The sequence below is a fragment of the Microbacterium sp. genome (assembly GCF_040394595.1).
Classification (GTDB): Bacteria; Actinomycetota; Actinomycetes; order Actinomycetales; family Microbacteriaceae; genus Microbacterium.
Genome location: NZ_JBEBSA010000003.1, coordinates 207,496 through 228,381, shown reverse-complemented (window position 1 = coordinate 228,381; position 20,886 = coordinate 207,496). Strand labels below are relative to the sequence as shown.

The window sequence follows — 20,886 nt, the reverse complement described above, 5'->3', positions numbered from 1 at the left end:
CAGCAGGCCGCGGAGGCCGGCTGTCAGACGGTGGTGACGGCGCGCTCGCGCGCCTGACGCACCTTGGCGTCGTGCGCGCGGATCGCCGGCTCCGACTCCCGGAAGAACGCGTACAGCGGTGCCGCGACGAACAGCGTCGAGTAGGTCGCGACGAGGATGCCCACGAAGATCGACAGCGAGATGTCACTGAGGGTCTCCGCGCCGAGCCAGAACGCACCGATGAAGAGGATCGCCCCCACCGGGAGCGCCGCCACGATCGACGTGTTGATCGACCGCACCAGCGTCTGGTTCACCGCGAGGTTCACCGATTCGCCGAAGGTCCGTGTCGATTGGGCGCCGTCCTCCGTCGTGTTCTCCCTGATCTTGTCGAACACGACGGTGGTGTCGTACAGCGAATAGGCCAGGATCGTCAGGAAGCCGATCACCGCCGCCGGTGACACCTCGAAGCCGGCGAGGCCGTAGACGCCGATCGTGATGACCAGCACGTCCAGAAGACCGATGATCGCCGCGGCCGACATCTTCCAGGTGCGGAAGTAGATCGCGAGGATGAGGAATGTCAGCGCCAGGAAGATCGCGAGACCCCAGAGCGACTGCTTGGTCACGTTCTCGCCCCAGGCGGGACCGATGAACGAGGACGTCACGCCCTTGTCCTTGTCCACCTTGTAGGCGTCGGCCAGAGCCGCGGCGACGTCCTGGGTCTCGGTCGGGCTCATCTGGTCGGTCTGGACGCGGACGTCCTTCCCGTTGACGATGACCACCTTGGTGGTCGCGCCCGGGACGACCGACCGCACGGCGTCGGTGGCGATCTTCTGATCGGTGCTGGCGGGCGCCTGCACCATGAACTGCGATCCGCCGGTGAACTCGATCGAGAACTGGATGGGACGGAGCACCGTCGGGACCAGCACCGAGCCGACGACCAGCAGGATCGCGATCACGAACCAGAGCCGGCGCTTGCCGACGAAGGGGAAGGAGATCTTCCCCGAGTACAGCTTGTTGCCGAAGTCATTCATCGAGGCCATCAGGCGTCCCCGTCCTTTCCGGCATCCGCCTGGCTGTCTCTGCCGGGCGCGGTCAGGGCCTCGGCCCTCTTGCGTTCCGCGATCGTCTGGCGGCGCTCCGCCTCGCTGCGGGAGCCCTTGTTGCGGGCGGCCTGACCCGAGGAACCGGTCGAGACCTCCCGGAACTGGGCACGTCCGTGGTAGACCGCGCCGAGCGACTGCGGGTCCAGCCCGGAGAGCTTGTGGCCGCCGCCGAAGAACCGTGTGCGGGCGAGCAGCTGCATGACCGGGTGCGTGAAGATCACGAAGATGAACACGTCGATGAGGGTCGTGAGGCCGAGCGTGAACGCGAAGCCCTTCACCGTGGCGTCGGCGAGGATGTACAGCACGACGGCCGCGAGGATGTTGATCGACTTCGAGATGTAGATCGTCCTCTTGGCGCGGCCCCAGCCGTCCTCGACGGCGCCGATGATCGACTTGCCGTCGCGGAGCTCATCACGGATGCGTTCGAAGTACACGATGAACGAGTCGGCCGTGAAGCCGATCGACACGATCAGACCCGCGACGCCGGCGAGCGAGAGGCGGAAACCCATCCGCCAGGCGAGGATGCAGATGATGATGTAGGTCAGCACGCCCATGACGCCGATCGACGCCATGATCACCCAGCCGAGCGCACGATAGCTGAGCAGCGAGTACACCGCGACCAGCGCGAGGCCGATGAGACCGGCGATGAGGCCGATCCGCAGCTGCTGCGAGCCGAGCGTCGCCGAGATCGTGTCGGAGCTCTCCACGTTGAAGCTCAGGGGCAGAGCGCCGTACCGCAGCTGGTCGGCGAGAGCCTTCGCGCTCTCCTGCGTGAAGCTGCCCGAGATCGAGGGCTTGCCGTTGAGGATGAGCCCCTGCATCGCGGGGGCCGAGATGACGCGGCCGTCCAGCACGAAGGCGAACTGGTCACGCGGCGACTGGTTCGCGATCTTGAGCTGGTACAGGCGCTGGCTGACCTTGCCGAACTCCTCGGTGCCCTTGGCGTTCATCGTCAGGTTGACGGTCCAAGCGCCGGAGGTCTGCTCGCGGCCCGCCTGGGCGTCGGTGATGACCGTTCCGTCGAGCTCCACCGGGCCGAGCAGGTACTTGACCTGGTTCGCCGGGTCGCACGCGACGATCGGCTGGTCCTTGGGCTGCTTGGCGGCGTCGTTCTGCTTCGCCGCGCAGTCATAGCTGAGGAACTGGGCCTGCAGCTTCTCGGTGATCCAGTTGGGATCGCTGTCGTCGGTCGGCTTCGCCGTCGGCGTCGCGTTCATCGTCGCGTCCGGCGTGGGGTACTTCGTCGACTTCCCGTCCTCGCCCACGAACTCCGTCGCCGCGCCGGTCTGCGCGAGCACCGCGCGGAACTCCAGCTGTGCGCTGGCCTGGATCCGCTCCCTCGTCTCTGCGTCCGCCGGACCGGGGATCTGCACGACGATGTTGCGCCCGCCCTCGGTGGTGATGTCCGCCTCGGAGACGCCGGAGGCGTCCACGCGCTGGCGGATGATCGCCGCGGCCTGGTCGAGCTGATCCTGCGTCGGGTTCTTCCCGTCGGCGGTCTGCGCCGAGAGGATGATCTGCGTGCCGCCCTGGAGGTCCAGCGCCAGTTCAGGGGTCCAGGAGCTCTTCTTGACCGCGTACACGCCGAGCGCGTTGATGCCGAAGAGCACCGCGGTGACGATGAGCAGACCGAGGAGGACCCGCCAGGCGTGACGGGTCGGTGAGGTGGATGCCACGAATTGCCGCTTTCTGGTGGGGCGAGGAGTTACTTGTCGGCGTCGCGGTCGAGACGCCGCTTGGTCTCCTCGGGCGACTCGATGTGCGGGGCATCCGACGCCTCGCTGAGCTCGGCCGCGTTGTCGGGGATGGTGATGTCCTCGGGGAGCTCGGTGTCATCGAGCTCCGGCTCGGTCGGCTCGACGAGACGCAGGATCGCCTGGCTGTGCACCTCGATGACGACGCCGGGGGCGACCTCCACCTCGGCGGGCTTGTCCAGGTCGACCGGGTCGTAGGAGACGATCGTGCCGTAGATGCCGCCCTGCAGCAGCACCTTGGCGCCGGGGACGGTCTTCGTCGCCTTCTCCTCCTGCTGCGCCTTCATCTGCTTCTGACGCTTGCGGGTGTTGAAGAACATGAACACGAGCATGACGACGAGCAGCGGCAGCAGGATGAGGGAGATGTCCATGGAAGGGCCTTTCCTTTTCGCGCATGCCGGCGGCGGGACGCGCATCAGGGGTCGGGGGAAGTCTTCAGTGATTATAGGTCATCGAACAATGCGCCCCCGCCCGGCGCCGCCACGCCGAGGTGCGCATAGGCCTCCGGCATCGCGATCCGCCCGCGAGGCGTACGGCCGAGGAAACCGATGCGCACGAGGTAGGGCTCGACGACGCTCTCCACCGTCTCCGCCTCCTCCCCGACCGCGACGGCGAGGGTGCTGAGGCCGACCGGGCCTCCCCCGAAGCGCCGCACCAGTGCATCGAGCACTGCACGGTCGAGACGGTCGAGGCCGATGCCGTCGACGTCGTAGAGGTCGAGCGCGGCGCGCACGTCGCCGAGCGTGGCGCTTCCGCCTGCGCCGTGCACCAGCGCGTAGTCGCGCACGCGGCGGAGCAGGCGGTTCGCGATCCGGGGCGTGCCCCGCGATCGGCGGGCGATCTCGGAGAGCGCGTCCTCCGGCAACGAGACCCCCAGCACCGAGGAGGAACGGGCGATCACGCGCTCGAGATCGTCCTCGCCGTAGTACTCCAGGTGGCCCGTGAAGCCGAACCGGTCGCGGAGCGGATTGGGCAGCAGCCCGCTCCGCGTCGTGGCGCCCACCAGCGTGAAGGGGGCGAGATCGAGGGGGATGCTCGTGGCACCGGCGCCCTTGCCGACCATGATGTCGATCCGGAAGTCCTCCATCGCCAGATAGAGCATCTCCTCGGCGGAGCGCGCCATCCGGTGGATCTCGTCGATGAACAGCACCTCGCCGGGCGTCAGGCTGGAGAGCAGCGCGGCGAGATCGCCGGCGTGCTGGATCGCCGGGCCGCTGGAGAGCCGTAGCGGCCGTTCGCTCTCGTGCGCGACGATCATCGCGAGCGTGGTCTTGCCGAGACCGGGCGGGCCCGCGAGCAGGATGTGGTCGGCGGGGCGCTCCTGGATGCGTGCCGCCTGCAGGAGAAGCTGCAGCTGACCGCGCACCTTGGGCTGGCCGACGAACTCGCCGAGACTCGCCGGGCGCAGCGCCCCCTCGATCGCCAGCTCGGTCTCATCGACCGCCTCGGCGGCGTCGCGGGGCTCAGCCACGGCCGGCCCCCGGTCCGAGCGCGGCGAGGGTGCGCCGCAACAGCGCGGACACGGAGGCCCGCTCGGCGTCCGAGGCGTCGGCGGCGCTCTGCGCGGCGGCCTCCGCCGCGACCTTCTCCGTCCACCCCAGCCCGACGAGCGCGGCGGTCACCTGATCGGCCACCGCCGTCGCGGCCGCGGACACGGGAGTCGCCGCGATCCGCGGCTGCACCTTGCCCGCCAGCTGCACGACGATCAGCTTGGCGGTCTTGGGCCCGATCCCGGAGACGCGACGGAAGGGGGCGTCGTCCTCCGCGCCCACGGCCTCGGCGATCTGGTCGACAGTCAGGTGCGAGAGGACGCCCAGCGCCGACTTCGGCCCGACGCCCGTCACGCTGAGCAGCTGCCCGAAGATCTCCAGCTCGTCGCGATCGGCGAACCCGTAGAGCGAGAGCGCGTCCTCCCGGACGATCAGGCTCGTGTGCAGCAGCAGCCTCTCGCCCGCCGTCGCGGTGTGCGCGACGTCTGCCGGCACGAACACCTGGAAGCCCACACCGCCGGTCTCCACGACGACGTGGTCGGAGGCCGTGTGCAGGACGACGCCGTGCAGAGAGGAGATCATCCCCCCAGCCTACCGAGGGGATCGTACATACGTTCGAGCGACACGCTCCGCGTCCGCCCATGCGCGCTGCGCCGGGGTGAGGCCGCCACCGGCCGTGGGAGAGGCGGCGTCGCGGCGCCAGGCGTGACAGAGCGCGATCGCCAGCGCGTCGGCGGCGTCCGCCGGCTGCGGCAGTTCGTCGAGCCGCAGAATCCGGGCGATCATCGACTGCACCTGTCGCTTGTCCGCCGAGCCGTACCCGGTCACCGCGGCCTTGACCTCGCTCGGGGTGTGGGTCGCCGCCGGCAGGCCCGCCTCCGCGGCGATGAGCAGCGCGACGCCCGAGGCCTGGGCCGTGCCCATGACCGTCTGCCGGTTCTGCTGTGCGAACACGCGTTCAACGGCCACCGCCTGCGGCCGGTGCTCCTCGATCACCGCACGGATGCCGGCGGCGATGCCGGCCAACCGCTCCGCGATGTCGGCGTCTGGCGGGGTGCGGACCACTCCGACGTGCACGAGCGTCCCCCGTCGGGCCCGATCCACGTCGACGACGCCGACGCCGCACCGGGTGAGGCCGGGGTCGATGCCGAGGACGCGCAGCGAGGAGGTCACTCCCCCAGCGTAAGTCGGCGCCGATCAGCTACGGCCTGCGGCGCGCGGTCTCCCCGTCCATCGCCGCCTGGGCGCGGTCCATGAAGGCGGTCTTCGCGCGGGTGTAGTCGTCGTAGTCGGCGGCCGAGGCGTACTCTTCGGCCAGCTCCCGCTTCAACGCCTCGTACTCCGCCCGGGCTTCGTGATCCCCGCGAAGCCAGTCGCGGAACGAGAGCACGAAGGCGGCGAACGCCGACTCGCGCAGTCTCACATGCACGATGACGCCTTCTACTGCCGCGTCCGCCGCGGGCTCCTCCCCGACGAAGAGGAGCTTCTCGTGGAATCGAGGATCGCTGCCCGGACGAGGGATGTCGAAGGAGACGCCGGGGGAATCGGGGCGCGAGCCCCGGGCGCGGGCGAGACCGAGCGGCGCCCAGGCCGCCGTGAGCGTCGCCTCCGCGGGAAGCGCGTCCACGGTCACCTGCAGATCGAGGAACGGCTTCGCGGCGAGGCCAGGCACCGCCGTCGAACCGACGTGTACGCACTCCGCACGTCCGGCTCCCGCGCTCTCGGGGAACGCGTCGATCAGCCGGCGGGACCAGATCTCGGCCGACGCGGGCCAGCGCTCGTCGTATTCGACGATGCGCGGCCCGCCGCCCATCAGTCGTCCGCTTCCAGCTCGGCCTGCACCTCGGCGGAGAGGTCGAAGTTGCTGAAGACGTTCTGCACGTCGTCGCTGTCCTCGAGGGCGTCGATCAGACGGAAGATCTTGCGGGCCGTGTCGGCGTCGATCTCGACCTTGAGGTTCGGGACGAACTCCACGTCGGCCGACTCGTACTCGATGCCGGCCTCCTGCAGCGCGCTGCGCACCGAGACCAGATCGGTGGCCTCGGTGATGACCTCGAAGCCCTGCGCGTGCGGCTCGACCTCCTCCGCGCCCGCTTCGAGCACCGTCATCAGCACGTCGTCCTCGCTGGTGCCCTCGGACCCCACCACGATGACGCCCTTGCGGGTGAAGTTGTACGCGACGCTGCCCGGATCGGCGAGCGTGCCGCCGTTGCGGGTGAGCGCGGTGCGCACCTCCGCGGCCGCACGGTTCTTGTTGTCGGTGAGGCACTCGATCATCAGCGCCACCCCGTTGGGGCCGTAGCCCTCATACATGATCGAGGTGTACTCGACGGACTCGCCGCCGATGCCCGCCCCGCGCTTGATCGCGCGGTCGATGTTGTCCTTGGGCACCGAGGTCTTCTTCGCCTTCAGCACCGCGTCGAACAGGGTCGGGTTGCCCGCCTGATCGGGGCCGCCCAGCTTCGCGGCGACCTCGATGTTCTTGATGAGCTTGGCCCACGACTTCGCACGGCGCGCGTCGATGACGGCCTTCTTGTGCTTCGTCGTGGCCCACTTGGAATGCCCGGACATAAGTCTCCGCTCGTCTCTTCTCCCGGAGTCGCCTCCAGGGCGTCGTCCATTCTAACGAATCGCCGACGTTCCGCCGTCAGCCCTCGATGCCGGTCCGCCCCGTTCGCAGACGTGCGGCGTCCATCGCCGCGCTGGCGGGCAGCTGCACGGGAACGTCCAGCTCCGTCGTCGGCGTCCAGAGATCCCACCCCTCGTCCAGAGGCCACTCGCCGGATGCGACGAACCCGTGCATCGCGTGGTCGGCGAGTGCACGCACGGCCTCGGCCTGTTCCGCGGTGAACCGCCCCTGCCGCACGGCGGCCTCCAGCTCATCCGCGTCCTTGAGCCATATGTCCTCGCTGCCCTGATGCTCGGCATCGATCCACAGGTCGAGGACGAGGTCGCGGGAGAAGATGCCGGCGTTCTCACCGCCGATCCGCCGGTGCGGGAGCTCGAGGTTTACGTAGACGCCTTCGGGCACGCCGGCGGCGGACCGGAAGAACCAGACCGACCACGGCCTTCCCGAAGGAGCCACTCGCACGATGCCCGGGCCGCGCCAGCGCGTCTCCGCGATGCGCCACGGCACGCTGAAGCGCTGGTCGAGGGGAACCTCACGCGTCGAGCGCCCATCGGCGGGAACGGAGGCGAGCCGCGCCGAGCCGGAGGGGATCCACACGACCAGCCCCTGATCGTCGTCGCGGACGACACGGGCCGTCTCGACGTGCCGTCCGTATCGCCAGAGGATCGGGTCGCCCTGAGCGAAGCGCGGAGCATCCTGCGCGTCGGAGGGAACGGCGGTCTCGAAGGCGGGGTCGGCGTGGGCGGCGGAGTGACTCCCGTCGTCGAGCAGAGCGACGGCGGCGGCGAGGGACAGAGGGCGGTATGCGACGCCACCCCATGCCTCTCCTCTGCGGCCCGCGAGAACCGCATTCCCTCCGCTCGCACTGACATCGGTCGATCCGAGAGGTAGTCGCATGGATGTCACGCTATCGCTGCACCGTTCACGTTCGCTGAAGGCGCCGTCGACCAGCTCAACTCCTCGACGGACTGCGCTCACACGGCCGCGCCGGCTGACGCTCCCGGTCCGCTGCGCGCAGCGACGCGGTCCAGGAAACGTCGGTGGAAGCGTGTCTCCCCCGAGATCTCGGGGTGGAAGCCGATCCCGAGCAGGTTCCCCTGCTCGACCGCGACCACACGACCATCGGGCAGTGCCGCGAGCGTCGCGGCTGAGCGCCCCACCGACTCGACCACCGGCCCGCGGATGAACGCGGCGTGCACAGGTGCATCGCCCAGCTCGGGGACGTCCAGCTCGGCCTCGAACGACTCGGTCTGCCGGCCGAAGGCGTTGCGGCGCACGAGCACGTCGAGACCGCCGAAGGTCTGCTGCCCCTCGATCGCGTCCTCAATCCGATCCGCCAGCATGATGAGCCCGGCGCAGGTGCCGAGCACCGGCATCCCGTCGGCGATCGCCGTGCGGATGGGCCCCTGCAGACCGAAGGTGCGCGAGAGCTTGTCGATCACCGTCGACTCGCCGCCCGGGATCACGAGGCCGCCGACCGTCGCGAGCTCCTCGGGGCGCCGTACCAGCACGACTTCGGCACCCAGCTCCGCGAGCAGGGCCGCGTGCTCGCGCACGTCGCCCTGCAGCGCGAGAACGCCGACGCGCTGGGTGATCACCAGCCGCGCTCGGCGAGGCGGTGCGGCGCGGGCAGGTCGGATACGTTGATGCCGACCATGGCCTCGCCGAGACCGCGGGACACCTCGGCGATGACCTTCGCGTCATCGTAGAAGGTCGTCGCCTTGACGATCGCCTTCGCCCGCTCAGCCGGGTTGCCCGACTTGAAGATGCCGGATCCGACGAACACGCCGTCGGCGCCGAGCTGCATCATCATCGCGGCGTCCGCCGGGGTGGCGACGCCGCCGGCGACGAACAGCACGACCGGGAGCACGCCGGTGTCGGCGATCTCGGCGACCAGCTCGTAGGGCGCTTGCAGCTCCTTCGCGGCGACGTACAGCTCGTCCTTCGAGAGCGCGCCGAGGGCGGCGATCTCCCCGCGGATCTTGCGGATGTGCTTCATCGCCTCGGAGACGTCGCCGGTTCCGGCCTCGCCCTTGGAGCGGATCATCGCCGCACCCTCGTTGATACGACGCAGCGCCTCGCCGAGGTTGGTGGCGCCGCAGACGAAGGGCACGGTGAAGTCGTGCTTGTCGATGTGGTTGACGTAGTCGGCCGGCGAGAGCACCTCGGACTCGTCGATGTAGTCGACACCCAGCTCCTGCAGCACCTGCGCCTCGACGAAGTGACCGATACGGGCCTTCGCCATCACCGGGATCGAGACGGCGTCGATGATGCTGTCGATCATGTCCGGGTCGCTCATGCGCGAGACGCCGCCCTGGGCGCGGATGTCGGCGGGAACGCGCTCGAGCGCCATGACGGCCACGGCTCCGGCGTCCTCGGCGATCTTCGCCTGCTCGGCGGTGACGACGTCCATGATGACGCCGCCCTTCAGCATCTCGGCGAACCCGCGCTTGACGCGGGCCGATCCGGTGGTCTGCTCAGACATGGAGATCCTCTCGGGACAAAGGAAAGTATTGACCTATGCCAAACGATAGCACCGTAGACTCGACCCGATGCACCAGATCACGGGTTCCACGGCGGCAGAGATCGCCGACAGCATCCGCGCGCTCCGCGAACGCGGACTGCTGAGCCCCGGAGACGCCCTCCCACCGGTGCGCGAACTCGCCGCATCCCTCAACGTCAACCGCAACACCGCGGTCGCCGCGTATCGCCAGCTCGCCCACGCCGGGCTCGTGCTCTCCCGCGGACGAGCGGGCACCGTGGTCGCCGGCGCGGGCAGCGTCGCGCAGGAGGGGCACGCCGCGGACACCGTGCTCCGCGACATCGGCTCCGGCAACCCCGATCCGGGCTACATCCCCGACCCGACCCCCGCTCTGCTGCGCTCCATCGGCCGCCCCGTGCTCTACGGCGAGCCGGTCATCGACCCCGCCCTCGAGTCCTGGGCGCGCGAGTGGGTCGCCGCCGACGTGCGGCGCGACGACCTGCGCATCACGATCACCAGCGGCGCGGTGGATGCCGTGGAGCGGCTGCTGGCGCAGGCGCTGATGCGGGACGACGCCGTGGCGCTCGAGGACCCGTGCTTCCTCGCCAGCATCCATACGGCGCGTCTGGGCGGCTACCGCGCGGTTCCGGTCCCGGTCGACGACGAGGGGATGACCGTCGACGGCGTGCGCGCCGCGCTGGACGCCGGCGTCCGCGCGATCGTGTGCACGCCGAGGGCGCAGAACCCCACCGGTGCCTCGCTCTCCCCCGCACGTGCTGCGGCCCTGCGCGAATTGCTCGTCGAGCACCCCTACGTCCTGGTCATCGAGGACGACCACTTCTCCGCGCTGTCGCATCGTCCGTACGAGTCGCTGATCGGCCCGGAGCATCGCCGCTACGCGCTGGTGCGCTCGGTGTCGAAGTTCCTCGGACCGGACATGTGCCTGGCCGTCGCCGCCACCGACCCCACCACGGCCGAGCGGCTCGCGATGCGACTCAGCCCCGGGACGACCTGGGTGAGCCACCTGCTGCAGCGTCTCGCGCTCGCGCAGCTCCGGGACGCATCCGTGCAGGCGCTCTTCTCCGCGGCGGCGGAGCACTACGCTTCGAAGAACCGTGCCTTCGCGGAGGGGCTCACCGCCCGCGGCATCCCGTGCGAGCCGGGCGACGGACTGAACCTCTGGGTGGGGCTCCCGGTGACGGCGCGGAGCGCCGCGGAGCATCTGATGCGCCGGGGCTGGCTGGCGCGCACCGGCGACGAGTTCCGCCCCGAAGAGGCGACTCAGCCCTCACATCATCTGCGACTGACCGTGCATGATCTCGACGAGGACGAGACCGCCGCGTTGCTGGATGACCTCGCGGCCGCCGTGCGCAGGTGACCCTGCGACGAGGTGAGAAGATGGCAGGATGCTGAAGATCCTCTCGATCCAGTCCGCTGTCGCCCATGGCCACGTCGGGAACTCGGCGGCCGTCTTCCCGCTCCAGCGCATCGGTGTGGAGGTCATCCCCGTCTACACGGTGAACTTCTCCAACCACACCGGCTACGGCGCGTGGCGCGGGCCGCTGATCGCCCCGGCCGACGTCCACGAGGTCATCGTCGGCGTCGAGGAGCGCGGCGTGCTGCCCGAGGTCGACGCCGCGCTCAGCGGCTACCAGGGCAGCGAGGGCATCGCCGACGTGATCATCGACGCGGTCGCACGGGTCAAGGCCGCCAACCCGGACGCGCTGTACGCGTGCGATCCGGTGATGGGCAACGCGAAGTCGGGCTGCTTCGTCGCCCCGGCCATCCCCGAGCTGCTGCGCGACCGGGTCGTCCCGGTTGCCGACATCATCACGCCCAACCAGTTCGAGCTCGGCTACCTCACCGGCACCGAGCCCGACACGCTGGAGAGCACGCTCGCCTCGGTCGACGCCGCACGCGCCATGGGACCGAACACCGTGCTGGTCACGAGCGTCGAGCGTCCGGAGCGCGCGGAGGACACGATCGAGATGCTCGCCGTCGACGACAAGGGCGCCTGGCTGGTCGCGACACCGCACCTGCCGATGAAGGCGAACGGTTCCGGCGACGTGACCGCCGCGCTGTTCACGGCGCACTACGTGAGCACCCGCGATGCGAAGAGCGCTCTCGAGCTCACCGTCTCGAGCGTGTTCCACCTGCTGCAGCTCACGCTGGAGTCGGGTGAGCGGGAGCTGCAGCTCGTCCAGGCGCAGGAGTGGTTCGCGAACCCGTCCCTGCAGTTCACCGCCGAGCAGGTGCGCTGAGTCTCAGGCGGTCGCCGGCCACGCGGTGGCGACCGCTTCGCGCACCTCGCCCAGTAGCTGGGGCAGCGCCTTCGTCTTCGCGATGATCGGGAAGAAGTTCGCGTCCGAGCGCCAGCGCGGCACGATGTGCTGATGCAGGTGGGCGTCGACGCCCGCCCCAGCCACCGCGCCCTGGTTCATGCCCAGGTTGAACCCGTCGCAGTTGGACACCTGACGCAGCACGCGCATGCCCGTCTGCGTGAGGGAGCCGATCTCGGCGACCTCCTCCGGCGTCGCCTGATCGTAGGTCGCGATGTGGCGGTACGGGCAGACGAGCAGATGCCCCGAGTTGTAGGGGAAGAGGTTGAGCAGCACATAGGCGTTCTCGCCCCGCGCGACGATCAGGCGATCCGCATCGGGGTGCTTCGGCGCCTCGCAGAACGGGCACTCCTCGCGCAGCGGCTCCGGGCCGGCCTGGATGTAGGCCATCCGATGAGGGGTCCACAGCCGCTGGAACTCATCGGGGACGCCTGGCAGCCGGGAGGCGTCCTCGGCCGAGGCCGGAGTGTCGGCGTCGGTCACGCCAGGTCACCCGCCGTGTGAACGAGCCGGTGCTCGGCGATCGCGCGCCGCACGCGCTCGACCGCGTCGGCGACGGGGACACCGTTCTCCTGGGTGCCGTCGCGGAAACGGAAGGAGACCGTGCCCGCCGAGCGGTCCTGCTCCCCCGCGATGAGGATGAGAGGGACCTTGCCCGTGGTGTGGTTGCGGATCTTCTTCTGCATCCGGTCGTCGGAGTGGTCGACCTCGGCGCGCACACCGGCGGCGCGGAGCGCCGAGACCGCCTCGTCGAGGTAGTCCGCGTACTCCTCCGCGACCGGGACCCCGACGACCTGCACCGGCGAGAGCCAGAGCGGGAAGTCGCCGGCGTAGTGCTCGAGCAGGATCGCGAAGAACCGCTCGATCGAGCCGAACAGCGCCCGGTGGATCATGATCGGGCGCTTCTTCTGCCCGTCCTTGTCGGTGAACTCCAGGCCGAAGCGCTCCGGCAGGTTCGGGTCGACCTGCACGGTCGAGAGCTGCCACACGCGGCCGATCGCATCGGTGGTCTTGAGGTCGATCTTCGGGCCGTAGAAGGCCGCCTCGCCAGGGACCTCGGTCAGCTTCAGCCCGCTCGCGAGGGCCACCTGGCGCAGCGCATCGGTGGACGAGTCCCAGAACTCCTCCGTGCCGATCCACTTGTCCTTCTCGTCGTCGCGCATCGACAGCTCGAGCTCGAAGTCGGTGAGGCCGAAGTCGCGCAGCATCGAGATGATGAACTCGAGGACCTTGCCGACCTCCTCCTGCAGGCGGTCCGGTGCGACGAAGAGGTGCGAGTCGTCCTGGGTGAAGCCGCGGACGCGGGTGAGGCCGTGCAGCGCGCCGGAGAGCTCGTAGCGGTAGACCGTGCCGTTCTCGGCGAGTCGCAGCGGCAGGTCGCGGTACGACCGGGCGCGCTCCTTGTAGATGAGGATGTGCATCGGGCAGTTCATCGGCTTGAGGTAGTAGTCGACGCCCTTGCGGGTGACGTTGCCCTCCTCATCGACCTCTTCGTCGATCCTCATCGGCGGGAACATGTCGTCCTTGTAGTTGACGAGATGGTTCGACTGCCAGAAGAGGTCTTCCTTCGAGATGTGCGGCGTGTACACGTAGGTGTAGCCGCCCTCGATGTGGCGCCGACGCGCGTGCTGCTCCATCTCGCCGCGGACGATCCCGCCGCGCGGGTGCCACACCGACATGCCGGAGCCCAGCTCGTCGGGGAAGGAGAAGAGGTCGAGCTCCTTGCCGAGGCGCCGGTGGTCGCGCTTCGCCGCCTCCTCCAGGCGCAGCTGGTACGCGCGCAGCTCGTCCTTGGTCGGCCAGGCCGTGCCGTAGATGCGCTGGAGCTGGGGGTTCTTCTCGCTGCCGCGCCAGTACGCACCCGCGATGCGGGTCAGGTCCCAGCCGTTGCCGATCATCCTGGTGTTCGGGAGATGCGGCCCGCGGCAGAGGTCCTTCCATGCGACCTCTCCGTCCTTGGCGACGTTGTCGTAGATCGTGAGCTCGCCCTCGCCGACCTCGACGGATGCCCCCTCGGCCGCTTCCTTGCCGCCCTTGAGCCCGATGAGCTCGAGCTTGAAGGGCTCGTCGGCGAGCTCCGCACGCGCCTCGTCGTCGGTGACGACGCGACGCACGAAGCGCTGCCCCTCGCGCACGATCCGCTGCATCTCCTTGGAGATCGCCTTGACGTCTTCCGGGGTGAACGGGGTGTCGACGCCGAAGTCGTAGTAGAAGCCGTCGGTGATCGGCGGGCCGATGCCGAGGTTCGCCTGCGGCTTGATCCGCTGAACCGCTTGTGCGAGGACGTGGGCCGTCGAGTGGCGCAGGATGCTCAGACCGTCCGGGCTGTCGATCGTGACGGCCTCGACCTCGTCGGTCTCGGCCACGACCGTGGCGAGATCCTTCAGGACGCCGTTCACGCGCATGGCGACGACAGAACGGTCGGTGAACAGGGCGAAGCCGTCGCGCTTGGCGGCGTGCGGCTGGGCGTTCTCAGGCACAGACAATCTCCATCCAGGGGTCGCTTCTAGGCTACTCGCCCCGCCGCGCCGCTCTCGCACGTGCGCCGTCACCGCGCCGCGGGGCCCAGCGCTCCCGAAGACGGATGAGGGAGAGGCGGATGAGCACGACGGCCTTGACTACGGGGATCTCGCCGAGCCGGTAGTCATCGGCCCGTACGAGGCGCTCGGCGAGGTCAGGTCGCAGACGACGGAGTTCTGCCCTGGCCTTCTCCGCGTGCGGCGCGTGCGAGGCGAAGGCGATGGCTTCCGCATCCTCGATCAGGGGGATGACGTTCCGGACGTTCTCGTGGGTCGAGCGGCTCTCCTTCTCCACGAGGGTTCGGCCCCGATAGCGGCGGCGTCCCGTCGCGTAGTCGCGCATGAGCACTGCTTCGGGCACCGCTCCCCGCACCGCGCCGCCGCTGAAGACCATGACGCCGCCGAGCCCGTGCCGTGTACGCAGGCCCACACGGACGCGGTAGCGGTTGACAGCGTTCGCGCGCACTCCACGGTTGCCGTACCCGAGCACTACGACGGTACGGGCCAGTGTCGGGTCGCCCTCGAACGGTCCGCGTCTCGACGCCCGCCAGGTGCCGATCTCGCTGCACGCCAGCGCGGCGGCGAGCATCGCGAGCAGGAGGAAGAGCATCCGGCGCATGGAACCACCGTAGCCACCGGCCGCCACGTCCGCCGGATCTCGTAGGCTCGCTTGCGACGGCGCATCGCGTCGGGAAGGCGGACGCGGATGGACATCCCCGGGGAGGAACTCGACGAGGCGCTCGGCTCCGCGTGGTCGGACGTCGACAGCGGCGATGCAGCGAGGGTCGAGAGCGGGATCGTCGCCTTCCGCGCGCTGCTGCCGCGCGTGATCGTCGCCCAGGGAGAGGCGGGCTCCGCCCATCGGAGCGCGCTGCGCGGCGTCGCCCACGGTCTCGGCGAGCTCGGACGCGTCGACGATGCCCGCGCCATGCTGCATGCGCTCGCGGACGTCTGCCGCACCGCTCTCGACGGCGGCGGACACCTCGATGAGCACCGCGCGGAGCTGATCGAGGACCGGCTCTACGCCGACGCCGCGGAGGCCCTCATCGGACAGGACCCCGAGGCCGCCACCCCCGAGACGATCGACCGCCTGGATGCGCTGGTCGCCGAGGGCGAACGCGCCCTCGGCGGCGCGAACCCCCGCGTGCTCTGGCTGATGGAGCGCCGCGCCCAGTGGCTCACACGGCTCCGGGTCGAGGACGGCCTGCACGCCTACGACCTGCTCATCGCGCGCGCCGCCGCCGCCGAGGAGGGCGGTGTCAACCATCTGATGACGCTCGCCTCCAAGGCGCAGGAACTCTCCCGGCTCGACGAGGACGCCGAATCAGCGCTCCTCTGGGAGCGGGTCCTGGAGGGGCGTCGGACCCTGCTCGGGCTGGAGCACCCCGACACCCTCGACGCATGGTGGTGGCGGGCGCGCACCCGCTACTGGTCGCAGGACCTCGCCGGCGCCGACGCCGATCTCACCCTGCTGATCCCGGCTATGCAGCGGACGTTCGGCGACGACGCCCCCTCGGCACTCGAAGCGATGAGACTCCGCGCCATCGTGCTGCGTCGGCTCCGGGATGAGGGCGTCCCCGCCGACGATCCTCTCCCCCTGCTGCGCCGTGTCTCGGTGCTCGAGTCCGCCCGTTTCGGCCCCGGCAGCCGTCAGGTGCTCAACACGCGGCTGATGGCCGTCGAGGTGCAGCTCGCCGCGACGGGTCGAGAGGCCTCCCTGTCGATGCTGGCCGACGAGGTCCGTGCGATCGCGGACGAGGCCGAGACGGAGCAGGGCGCGTCCAGTCGCGTATCGCTGCAGTCGCGCGAGCTCGAAGCGCGCGTTCTCCGCCAGGCGGCCTCCGCCGACGGGGATCTCGCGTCGCGGGAACGCGGCCGTTCCCGCGCGCGGCTGCGCTGCGAGCTCGTCGAACGCGCGTGCGAGGCGTGGCGGGACGGCGATCTCCCGCCCGAAGAGGAGGAGGGGCTCAGCGGCGCCCGGTTGTTCGATGAGTTCCGGCAGGCCTGGACCGACCTCTCCCTGTGGGAGGAGGCGGGGTCCGTCGCCTCCCTCGACGTGCTGAGCGACGCCGCGGAGCGGCTGACGCGGTTCGGCGCCCCGGCACGGATGGCCCGCATCTCACTGTACGACGACCTCGGGCGGACCGCGGGCGATACCGGCGACGGCGAACGCTCCCTCGCCGCTTTCGAGCGCTCCCTGGAGCTCGAGCAGGAGATCGCCACGGAGGCGACGACGACCGGCGACCGGCTGACGGGTGCGGTGAGGATCGCCCAGTCCCGCCAGGCGGTGGCCGTCGCGCTTCGCGGCCTGGGCCGGACGAGCGACGCCGCCGCGCTGCTGGAGTCCGCGATCTCGGAGGCGGAACGCGAGTCCGTCCATCCGCCGGTCGTCGACGACCTCCGCAACGCCCGGGCCCTCGCCCTGCAGGAGCTCGGCAGATTCGACGAGGCCACCCAGGGGATGCGCGCGCTCTACGAGGCCAGCGGGGACGTCCGTCACGCGATCGATCTCGCAGCCGTCTATCTCAACGGCGACCGCCCCGCCGAGGCGGAGGCGCTGCTGCGTCCCGTGCTGCAGCGGTTGCGCGACGAGGGCTCCGGCGACACCGTCCAGGCGATGCGGGTGCTCGGAAACCTCGCGAACGCCGCATGCCAGCTGGACCGCCACGCCGAGGCCGCCGCGGGGTACGACCGTCTCCACGAGATGCAGCTCGCCGCTCTCGGCCCGCGGCACCGGGACGCGTTGATCACCCTCAACAACCGCGCGCTCGAAGAACGGCATCTCGGCAATCACGCTGAGGCGGTCCGTCGGTTCGAGCGCGTTCTGGCGCTGAGGACGGAAGCGCTCGGAGACCGCGACCCGCACACCCTCACCACGCTCTCCAACCTGGCGGGCGCCGTGGGCGTGCTCGGCGACCGCGCGCGGGCTCGGGAGCTCCTTGAGCGCGCCGTCGTCCTGTCGCGGGAGGTCCTCGGGCCCACACACCCGAGCACGCTCGGCCGCATCCGCGATCTCGACGCCGCCCTCGCCCGCGACGGCGCCGGCCAGGAGGCGCGTCAGGAGCTCGCGGAAGAGACCCGTGCGAGCTTCGCCGCCCCCGACCCCGCCGGCTCTCCGGCGCTCTCCTCCCTCGCCTACGCCGATCACCTGACGGAACAGGGCCGGTACGGCGATGCGGTGATCGAATACGGCCGCGCCCGCGACCTCCTCGCCGATCATCCGGACGTCGAATGGCTGCGTGCCGAGCGCGGGATTGCCGAGTGCTACCGGCGGCTGGGCGCGCACCGCGAGGCGGCCGATGCGTACACGCGCATCGTCCCGCAGCTCGAACGGCTGCTGCCGGACGACCGCTGGGCGCTCGCCGATGCCCTCAACGACCTGAGCCTGTCCCTCTCGCACAGCGACCGCGTCGACGAGATGGCGACGATACAGCGCCGCGCGATCCAGATCGCGGACACCGCCGAACCGGATCCCGAGCGCAGCGTGAAGCTCCGCATCTGGCTCGGACGACGCCTCGCGGAGCACGGGCGGCAGGAGGAGGCGCTCGAGGCCTACGCCGATGCCCGGGATGCCGGAGAGAGCCGTCTGAGTCCGCAGCATGCACTCACGCTCGACGCCGCCGACGACATCGCCGAGACCTTCGCCTCGCTCGGAAGGCACCGCGAGGCCCTGCGCATCTACCGTCGGAACATCCCCGTGATGGAGCGTGTGCTCGGCAAGGACTCACCCCAGGTGAAGCGCTCCCGCTCCTGGCAGAAGAAGTCCTCCGAGAAGGCCGGCCGGACGACCCAGATCGTCATCGGCGGGACCATCGCGCTGGTCATCATCACGCTCGTGGTGTGGAACCTGATCGGCTGAGTCGCCGCACACGAAGAAGCCCCCGGGAATCCCGGGGGCTTCAGGTCGTGCGCGATACTGGGATCGAACCAGTGACCTCTTCCGTGTCAGGGAAGCGCGCTACCGCTGCGCCAATCGCGCCCGTTGGGGCTATTCAGTTGTGCAGGAGAGGTGGCGACGGGATTCGAACCCGTGTAAACGGCTTTGCAGGCCGGTGCCTAGCCTCTCGGCCACGCCACCGCGAGGTGGATTCGAACCCACATGCCGAAGCTCACGAGGAACCTCTGCACTCGAGCGGATGACGAGACTCGAACTCGCGACCCTCACCTTGGCAAGGTGATGCGCTACCAACTGCGCTACATCCGCATTTCGTTCCCGGTGTCCCGGGCACTTGAAATACATTAGCCCAGGATGAGCCCATCACCAAACCGGCTCCAGACTTCGGGCGTGTCCGCGGCGGTGGTCAAGATCACCTCGGATCGTCCGGTAGTATCGTTTCTCGACCCCAGTGGTCATGGGCGATTGGCGCAGTTGGTAGCGCGCTTCCTTCACACGGAAGAGGTCGTCGGTTCGAGTCCGGCATCGCCCACCGCGAGAGCCCCCGGTTGCAACCGGGGGCTCTTCTTTTTCTGCAGGAGGCCATCGCCGGAGCACGGCCTGGCGGAACGACTCCCTACGACGGCGATCACGTCGCCTGGACCTATGCTGATCGCATGACGCTTCCGCCGCTTCCCGCGCCATCCGCACCGGCTCCCGGCTCGCCGAGGCTGGGACGCGTTGCGCTCTGGCTCGGCGTCGCCACGGTGGCATGCGCGATCCTGATGACCGTCTTCTCACTGGTCATCTCGCCGCGCGGCATCTTGGCGGGCATCCCGATGCTCGGCGTGCCTCTGGGCGTCGCTGCCGTCGTCGTCGGCGTCATCGCGATCATCCAGCGCCGCGGACGCCGCCAGGGGATCATCGGGCTCGTGTTGGCGATCGCCGCCGGGCCCGCCGCGTGGCTCCTCGCCGCCGTGTACGTCTTCGTCTCTCTCGCGCTCTTCTACCGTCCGTGAGAAGACGGTCGGGCCACGCCCGTGCCGGACGGATCACGCGCCGAGTGGCCTCGTGATCGTTGAGCGAACGAACGCCCCAGCCATCTGGTTACTCGGCGGGCCTCGCCTCACCACGCTGTCGTCGTCCCCAGGCGTCCTCTGCCAGCGGGTTCCCCTCCTCGAAGCGGGTGACCGTGTCGCGGAGCTGCTGCGCCGACGAGAAGCCCGCCAGTCCGGCCAGCTCCGACGCCGCCGCGTGCGCATCGAGATCAGCACGCGCACGGAGCGAGCCGATACGATGCCGCTCCATCTCCTTGCGCGGCGTCGTCCCATAGGCCGCATAGACCTCATACAGGTACGAACGCGAGACATTCAACCGCTCACAAAGCACCTTGACGGTGAACTTCGGATCCACATACTCAGACTCGATCAGGAACTGCGCCCTCTCGAACAACCGCTGCCGACTGCTCCCCAGCCGCAGATCATCCGCGATCGCGGCCACGACCGTCTGCGACAGAAGACGATAGAGGAACACCTGCGCGAGACTGTCGAGCGCCGGAGCCTCCACGATCAGCGACCGGGTCATGCTGTCGAGCAGACGCATGATCCCCGCATCCACTCGGAACGGCACCGGCTGGATCACCCGAGCCCGGATCAAACCCGACGGCACCGCCATGACATGCCACTCCAGCCGCATCCACACCTCGTCGGACTCCACGACCAGCGGCTGGTCGCCGAGCACGACGAGTGCATGCCTCGGCGGCAGGACATGCGTCGTCCGCCCCATGCGAACCTCGGCCGAGCCGGCGAGACCCACAATGAAACGCGCCGTATCGACGCCCAGGTCGTGAGCCTCCGCGCGCAGAGGCCCGGTGGTGATCACCGCGACCGACCACCGGACCCCCTCACGCGAGCAGCATTCCCCGTAATGCTGCCCCGTCGTGATGCTCCAGCCGAATGCCTTCAAAGCGTCGTCGAGAGCCGCACTCGGCTCGGAGTCGCTCGTACTGCTCATCTCATCCCCTGCCGGAAGATAGGATGCTGGATCAGATGCCGATGATCGTCATCTGATAGGCCACACCGATGACGGCTGTTCCGCCGGAGACCTGCCCGCTGCTGAAGTTGCCCACGTTGGCCATCGTGAACTGATAGTTCAGCACCTTGGTGCAGCTCTTGCCGTCCCAATCGAAACGAACGGTCACGCTCAGTGAGGCCGGCTGCGCCACGGGCGTGTTCCCGATCGAGCTGTAGTTCCCGTCGGGGAACGACACCCCCGTGAACTCAAAGTTCGCCGGTACGGCGCCGTGCGCGTTCGCGAAGCTGTTGTTCGTGACCCCTCCGGAGACGATGCGCCCCTGGACCGACTGCCCATGGCTCATCGTCAAGGTCGCCGCCAGCACGGTGACCTGATAGGTCTGCGAAGTGCGGGCGCACCTCGTTCCGTCGATGCCGAAACCGGAGTTGTAGACGACGACCCCCGCGCCGCCGCTGATCTGATTGACGCTGAAGTTCGCGCCCGACCCCAATGTGTCCGGCACGAAGCACGCGCAGTCCGTCGACGCCGCGAAAGCCGGCGCCGCGACGCTGGCGGCCACGACCGGAACGCTCCATGCTGCGCCCTTCACCACGGCGCGGCGAGGAATCCCGGCAGCGCTGATGCTTGTCTTTCCATCCATATGTGTCTCCCCTTGACCCGGCTCACTGCTTGCGGACGAAACG

Annotated in this window: 20 protein-coding genes and 4 tRNA genes; 5 read left to right on the top strand and 19 right to left on the bottom strand. The window is 69.5% G+C overall.

The features are described from left to right. Positions 1-23: 23 nt before the first annotated feature. The 11 genes from secF to pdxS form a co-directional block, all read right to left on the bottom strand. Positions 24-1,019, bottom strand: a complete 996-nt coding sequence (secF, locus tag ABWO84_RS06275) for a protein translocase subunit SecF (protein WP_353113643.1) — start codon at positions 1,017-1,019, stop codon at positions 24-26. After that, positions 1,019-2,758 carry a protein translocase subunit SecD gene (gene secD / locus ABWO84_RS06270; protein ID WP_353113641.1) on the bottom strand — a complete coding sequence of 580 codons (1,740 nt, stop codon included), beginning with the start codon at positions 2,756-2,758 and terminating at the stop codon, positions 1,019-1,021. Before secD ends, secF begins: the two co-directional genes overlap by 1 nt. A 29-nt stretch (positions 2,759-2,787) precedes the next feature. Then, positions 2,788-3,207 carry a preprotein translocase subunit YajC gene (yajC, locus tag ABWO84_RS06265; protein ID WP_353113639.1) on the bottom strand — a complete coding sequence of 140 codons (420 nt, stop codon included), beginning with the start codon at positions 3,205-3,207 and terminating at the stop codon, positions 2,788-2,790. Positions 3,208-3,278: 71 nt separating this feature from the next. Then, positions 3,279-4,307, bottom strand: coding sequence for a Holliday junction branch migration DNA helicase RuvB (ruvB, locus tag ABWO84_RS06260; protein ID WP_353113637.1), 1,029 nt, complete (start codon positions 4,305-4,307; stop codon positions 3,279-3,281). Continuing rightward, positions 4,300-4,908 (bottom strand): Holliday junction branch migration protein RuvA, encoded by a 609-nt coding sequence (gene ruvA, locus ABWO84_RS06255; RefSeq protein WP_353113635.1) that lies wholly within the window; start codon positions 4,906-4,908, stop codon positions 4,300-4,302. The genes ruvB and ruvA overlap by 8 nt, the downstream gene beginning before the upstream one ends. A 9-nt stretch (positions 4,909-4,917) precedes the next feature. Then, positions 4,918-5,499 (bottom strand): crossover junction endodeoxyribonuclease RuvC, encoded by a 582-nt coding sequence (gene ruvC, locus ABWO84_RS06250; protein WP_353113634.1) that lies wholly within the window; start codon positions 5,497-5,499, stop codon positions 4,918-4,920. A gap of 28 nt (positions 5,500-5,527) precedes the next feature. Beyond that, positions 5,528-6,139 (bottom strand): GrpB family protein, encoded by a 612-nt coding sequence (locus ABWO84_RS06245; RefSeq protein ID WP_353113633.1) that lies wholly within the window; start codon positions 6,137-6,139, stop codon positions 5,528-5,530. Beyond that, positions 6,139-6,897: a YebC/PmpR family DNA-binding transcriptional regulator gene (locus ABWO84_RS06240; protein ID WP_353113632.1), complete on the bottom strand. Its 759-nt coding sequence runs from the start codon at positions 6,895-6,897 to the stop codon at positions 6,139-6,141. Before ABWO84_RS06240 ends, ABWO84_RS06245 begins: the two co-directional genes overlap by 1 nt. A gap of 76 nt (positions 6,898-6,973) precedes the next feature. After that, a complete protein-coding gene (locus tag ABWO84_RS06235) occupies positions 6,974-7,852 on the bottom strand; it encodes a DUF402 domain-containing protein (protein ID WP_353113630.1) in 879 nt (292 codons plus the stop codon). A 77-nt stretch (positions 7,853-7,929) separates the two neighbouring features. Further along, entirely contained in the window at positions 7,930-8,553 is a 624-nt protein-coding gene (pdxT, locus tag ABWO84_RS06230; protein WP_502915392.1) for a pyridoxal 5'-phosphate synthase glutaminase subunit PdxT, read from the bottom strand. After that, on the bottom strand, positions 8,550-9,440 hold the full coding sequence (pdxS, locus tag ABWO84_RS06225; protein WP_353113628.1) for a pyridoxal 5'-phosphate synthase lyase subunit PdxS: 891 nt from the start codon (positions 9,438-9,440) through the stop codon (positions 8,550-8,552). The genes pdxT and pdxS overlap by 4 nt, the downstream gene beginning before the upstream one ends. Before the next feature lie 67 nt (positions 9,441-9,507). Between pdxS and ABWO84_RS06220 the strand changes: the two genes are divergently transcribed. Together ABWO84_RS06220 and pdxY are read left to right on the top strand one after the other, a co-directional pair. Then, the gene (locus tag ABWO84_RS06220) at positions 9,508-10,815 is read left to right on the top strand and encodes an aminotransferase class I/II-fold pyridoxal phosphate-dependent enzyme (RefSeq protein ID WP_353113626.1); all 1,308 of its coding nucleotides are present in this window, start codon (positions 9,508-9,510) and stop codon (positions 10,813-10,815) included. A 31-nt stretch (positions 10,816-10,846) separates the two neighbouring features. Beyond that, the gene (pdxY, locus tag ABWO84_RS06215) at positions 10,847-11,698 is read left to right on the top strand and encodes a pyridoxal kinase PdxY (RefSeq protein WP_353113766.1); all 852 of its coding nucleotides are present in this window, start codon (positions 10,847-10,849) and stop codon (positions 11,696-11,698) included. A gap of 3 nt (positions 11,699-11,701) precedes the next feature. Here pdxY and ABWO84_RS06210 read toward each other — a convergent pair whose 3' ends face one another. The 3 genes from ABWO84_RS06210 to ABWO84_RS06200 all read right to left on the bottom strand — a co-directional run bounded on the left by ABWO84_RS06210 (position 11,702) and on the right by ABWO84_RS06200 (position 14,914). Continuing rightward, a complete protein-coding gene (locus ABWO84_RS06210; protein WP_353113624.1) occupies positions 11,702-12,259 on the bottom strand; it encodes an HIT family protein in 558 nt (185 codons plus the stop codon). Then, positions 12,256-14,181: a threonine--tRNA ligase gene (gene thrS, locus ABWO84_RS06205; RefSeq protein ID WP_353113765.1), complete on the bottom strand. Its 1,926-nt coding sequence runs from the start codon at positions 14,179-14,181 to the stop codon at positions 12,256-12,258. Before thrS ends, ABWO84_RS06210 begins: the two co-directional genes overlap by 4 nt. Positions 14,182-14,287: 106 nt before the next feature. Beyond that, positions 14,288-14,914, bottom strand: a complete 627-nt coding sequence (locus tag ABWO84_RS06200) for a YdcF family protein (RefSeq protein WP_353113622.1) — start codon at positions 14,912-14,914, stop codon at positions 14,288-14,290. Positions 14,915-15,001: 87 nt separating this feature from the next. Between ABWO84_RS06200 and ABWO84_RS06195 the strand changes: the two genes are divergently transcribed. Then, positions 15,002-18,154, top strand: coding sequence for a tetratricopeptide repeat protein (locus tag ABWO84_RS06195; protein WP_353113620.1), 3,153 nt, complete (start codon positions 15,002-15,004; stop codon positions 18,152-18,154). Between the two features lie 48 nt (positions 18,155-18,202). Here the strand turns inward: ABWO84_RS06195 and ABWO84_RS06190 are convergent. From ABWO84_RS06190 to ABWO84_RS06180, 3 genes are all read right to left on the bottom strand, one after another. After that, a tRNA-Val gene (locus ABWO84_RS06190) sits at positions 18,203-18,274 on the bottom strand. A gap of 28 nt (positions 18,275-18,302) precedes the next feature. Then, a tRNA-Cys gene (locus tag ABWO84_RS06185) sits at positions 18,303-18,373 on the bottom strand. Between the two features lie 53 nt (positions 18,374-18,426). Then, positions 18,427-18,499 (bottom strand) — tRNA-Gly (locus ABWO84_RS06180). Between the two features lie 150 nt (positions 18,500-18,649). Here ABWO84_RS06180 and ABWO84_RS06175 point away from each other — a divergent pair. Continuing rightward, positions 18,650-18,722 (top strand) — tRNA-Val (locus ABWO84_RS06175). Between the two features lie 124 nt (positions 18,723-18,846). Then, entirely contained in the window at positions 18,847-19,188 is a 342-nt protein-coding gene (locus ABWO84_RS06170; RefSeq protein ID WP_353113618.1) for a hypothetical protein, read from the top strand. Between the two features lie 88 nt (positions 19,189-19,276). Here the strand turns inward: ABWO84_RS06170 and ABWO84_RS06165 are convergent, their stop codons facing one another. Both ABWO84_RS06165 and ABWO84_RS06160 read right to left on the bottom strand, forming a co-directional pair. Then, the gene (locus ABWO84_RS06165) at positions 19,277-20,050 is read right to left on the bottom strand and encodes a helix-turn-helix domain-containing protein (protein ID WP_353113617.1); all 774 of its coding nucleotides are present in this window, start codon (positions 20,048-20,050) and stop codon (positions 19,277-19,279) included. A gap of 163 nt (positions 20,051-20,213) precedes the next feature. Continuing rightward, on the bottom strand, positions 20,214-20,843 hold the full coding sequence (locus ABWO84_RS06160; protein ID WP_353113616.1) for a hypothetical protein: 630 nt from the start codon (positions 20,841-20,843) through the stop codon (positions 20,214-20,216). Positions 20,844-20,886 lie beyond the last annotated feature (43 nt).

Bases quoted from the DNA above. Each gene is read 5' to 3' on its own strand.
- secF (WP_353113643.1), bottom strand. From the start codon at position 1,019: ATGGCCTCGATGAATGACTTCGGCAACAAGCTGTACTCGGGGAAGATC.
- yajC (WP_353113639.1), bottom strand. From the start codon at position 3,207: ATGGACATCTCCCTCATCCTGCTGCCGCTGCTCGTCGTCATGCTCGTG.
- ruvA (WP_353113635.1), bottom strand. From the start codon at position 4,908: ATGATCTCCTCTCTGCACGGCGTCGTCCTGCACACGGCCTCCGACCAC.
- ABWO84_RS06245 (WP_353113633.1), bottom strand. From the start codon at position 6,139: ATGGGCGGCGGGCCGCGCATCGTCGAATACGACGAGCGCTGGCCCGCG.
- ABWO84_RS06240 (WP_353113632.1), bottom strand. From the start codon at position 6,897: ATGTCCGGGCATTCCAAGTGGGCCACGACGAAGCACAAGAAGGCCGTC.
- ABWO84_RS06235 (WP_353113630.1), bottom strand. From the start codon at position 7,852: ATGCGACTACCTCTCGGATCGACCGATGTCAGTGCGAGCGGAGGGAAT.
- pdxS (WP_353113628.1), bottom strand. From the start codon at position 9,440: ATGTCTGAGCAGACCACCGGATCGGCCCGCGTCAAGCGCGGGTTCGCC.
- ABWO84_RS06220 (WP_353113626.1), top strand. From the start codon at position 9,508: ATGCACCAGATCACGGGTTCCACGGCGGCAGAGATCGCCGACAGCATC.
- thrS (WP_353113765.1), bottom strand. From the start codon at position 14,181: ATGCGCGTGAACGGCGTCCTGAAGGATCTCGCCACGGTCGTGGCCGAG.
- ABWO84_RS06200 (WP_353113622.1), bottom strand. From the start codon at position 14,914: ATGCGCCGGATGCTCTTCCTCCTGCTCGCGATGCTCGCCGCCGCGCTG.
- ABWO84_RS06195 (WP_353113620.1), top strand. From the start codon at position 15,002: ATGGACATCCCCGGGGAGGAACTCGACGAGGCGCTCGGCTCCGCGTGG.
- ABWO84_RS06170 (WP_353113618.1), top strand. From the start codon at position 18,847: ATGACGCTTCCGCCGCTTCCCGCGCCATCCGCACCGGCTCCCGGCTCG.
- ABWO84_RS06160 (WP_353113616.1), bottom strand. From the start codon at position 20,843: ATGGATGGAAAGACAAGCATCAGCGCTGCCGGGATTCCTCGCCGCGCC.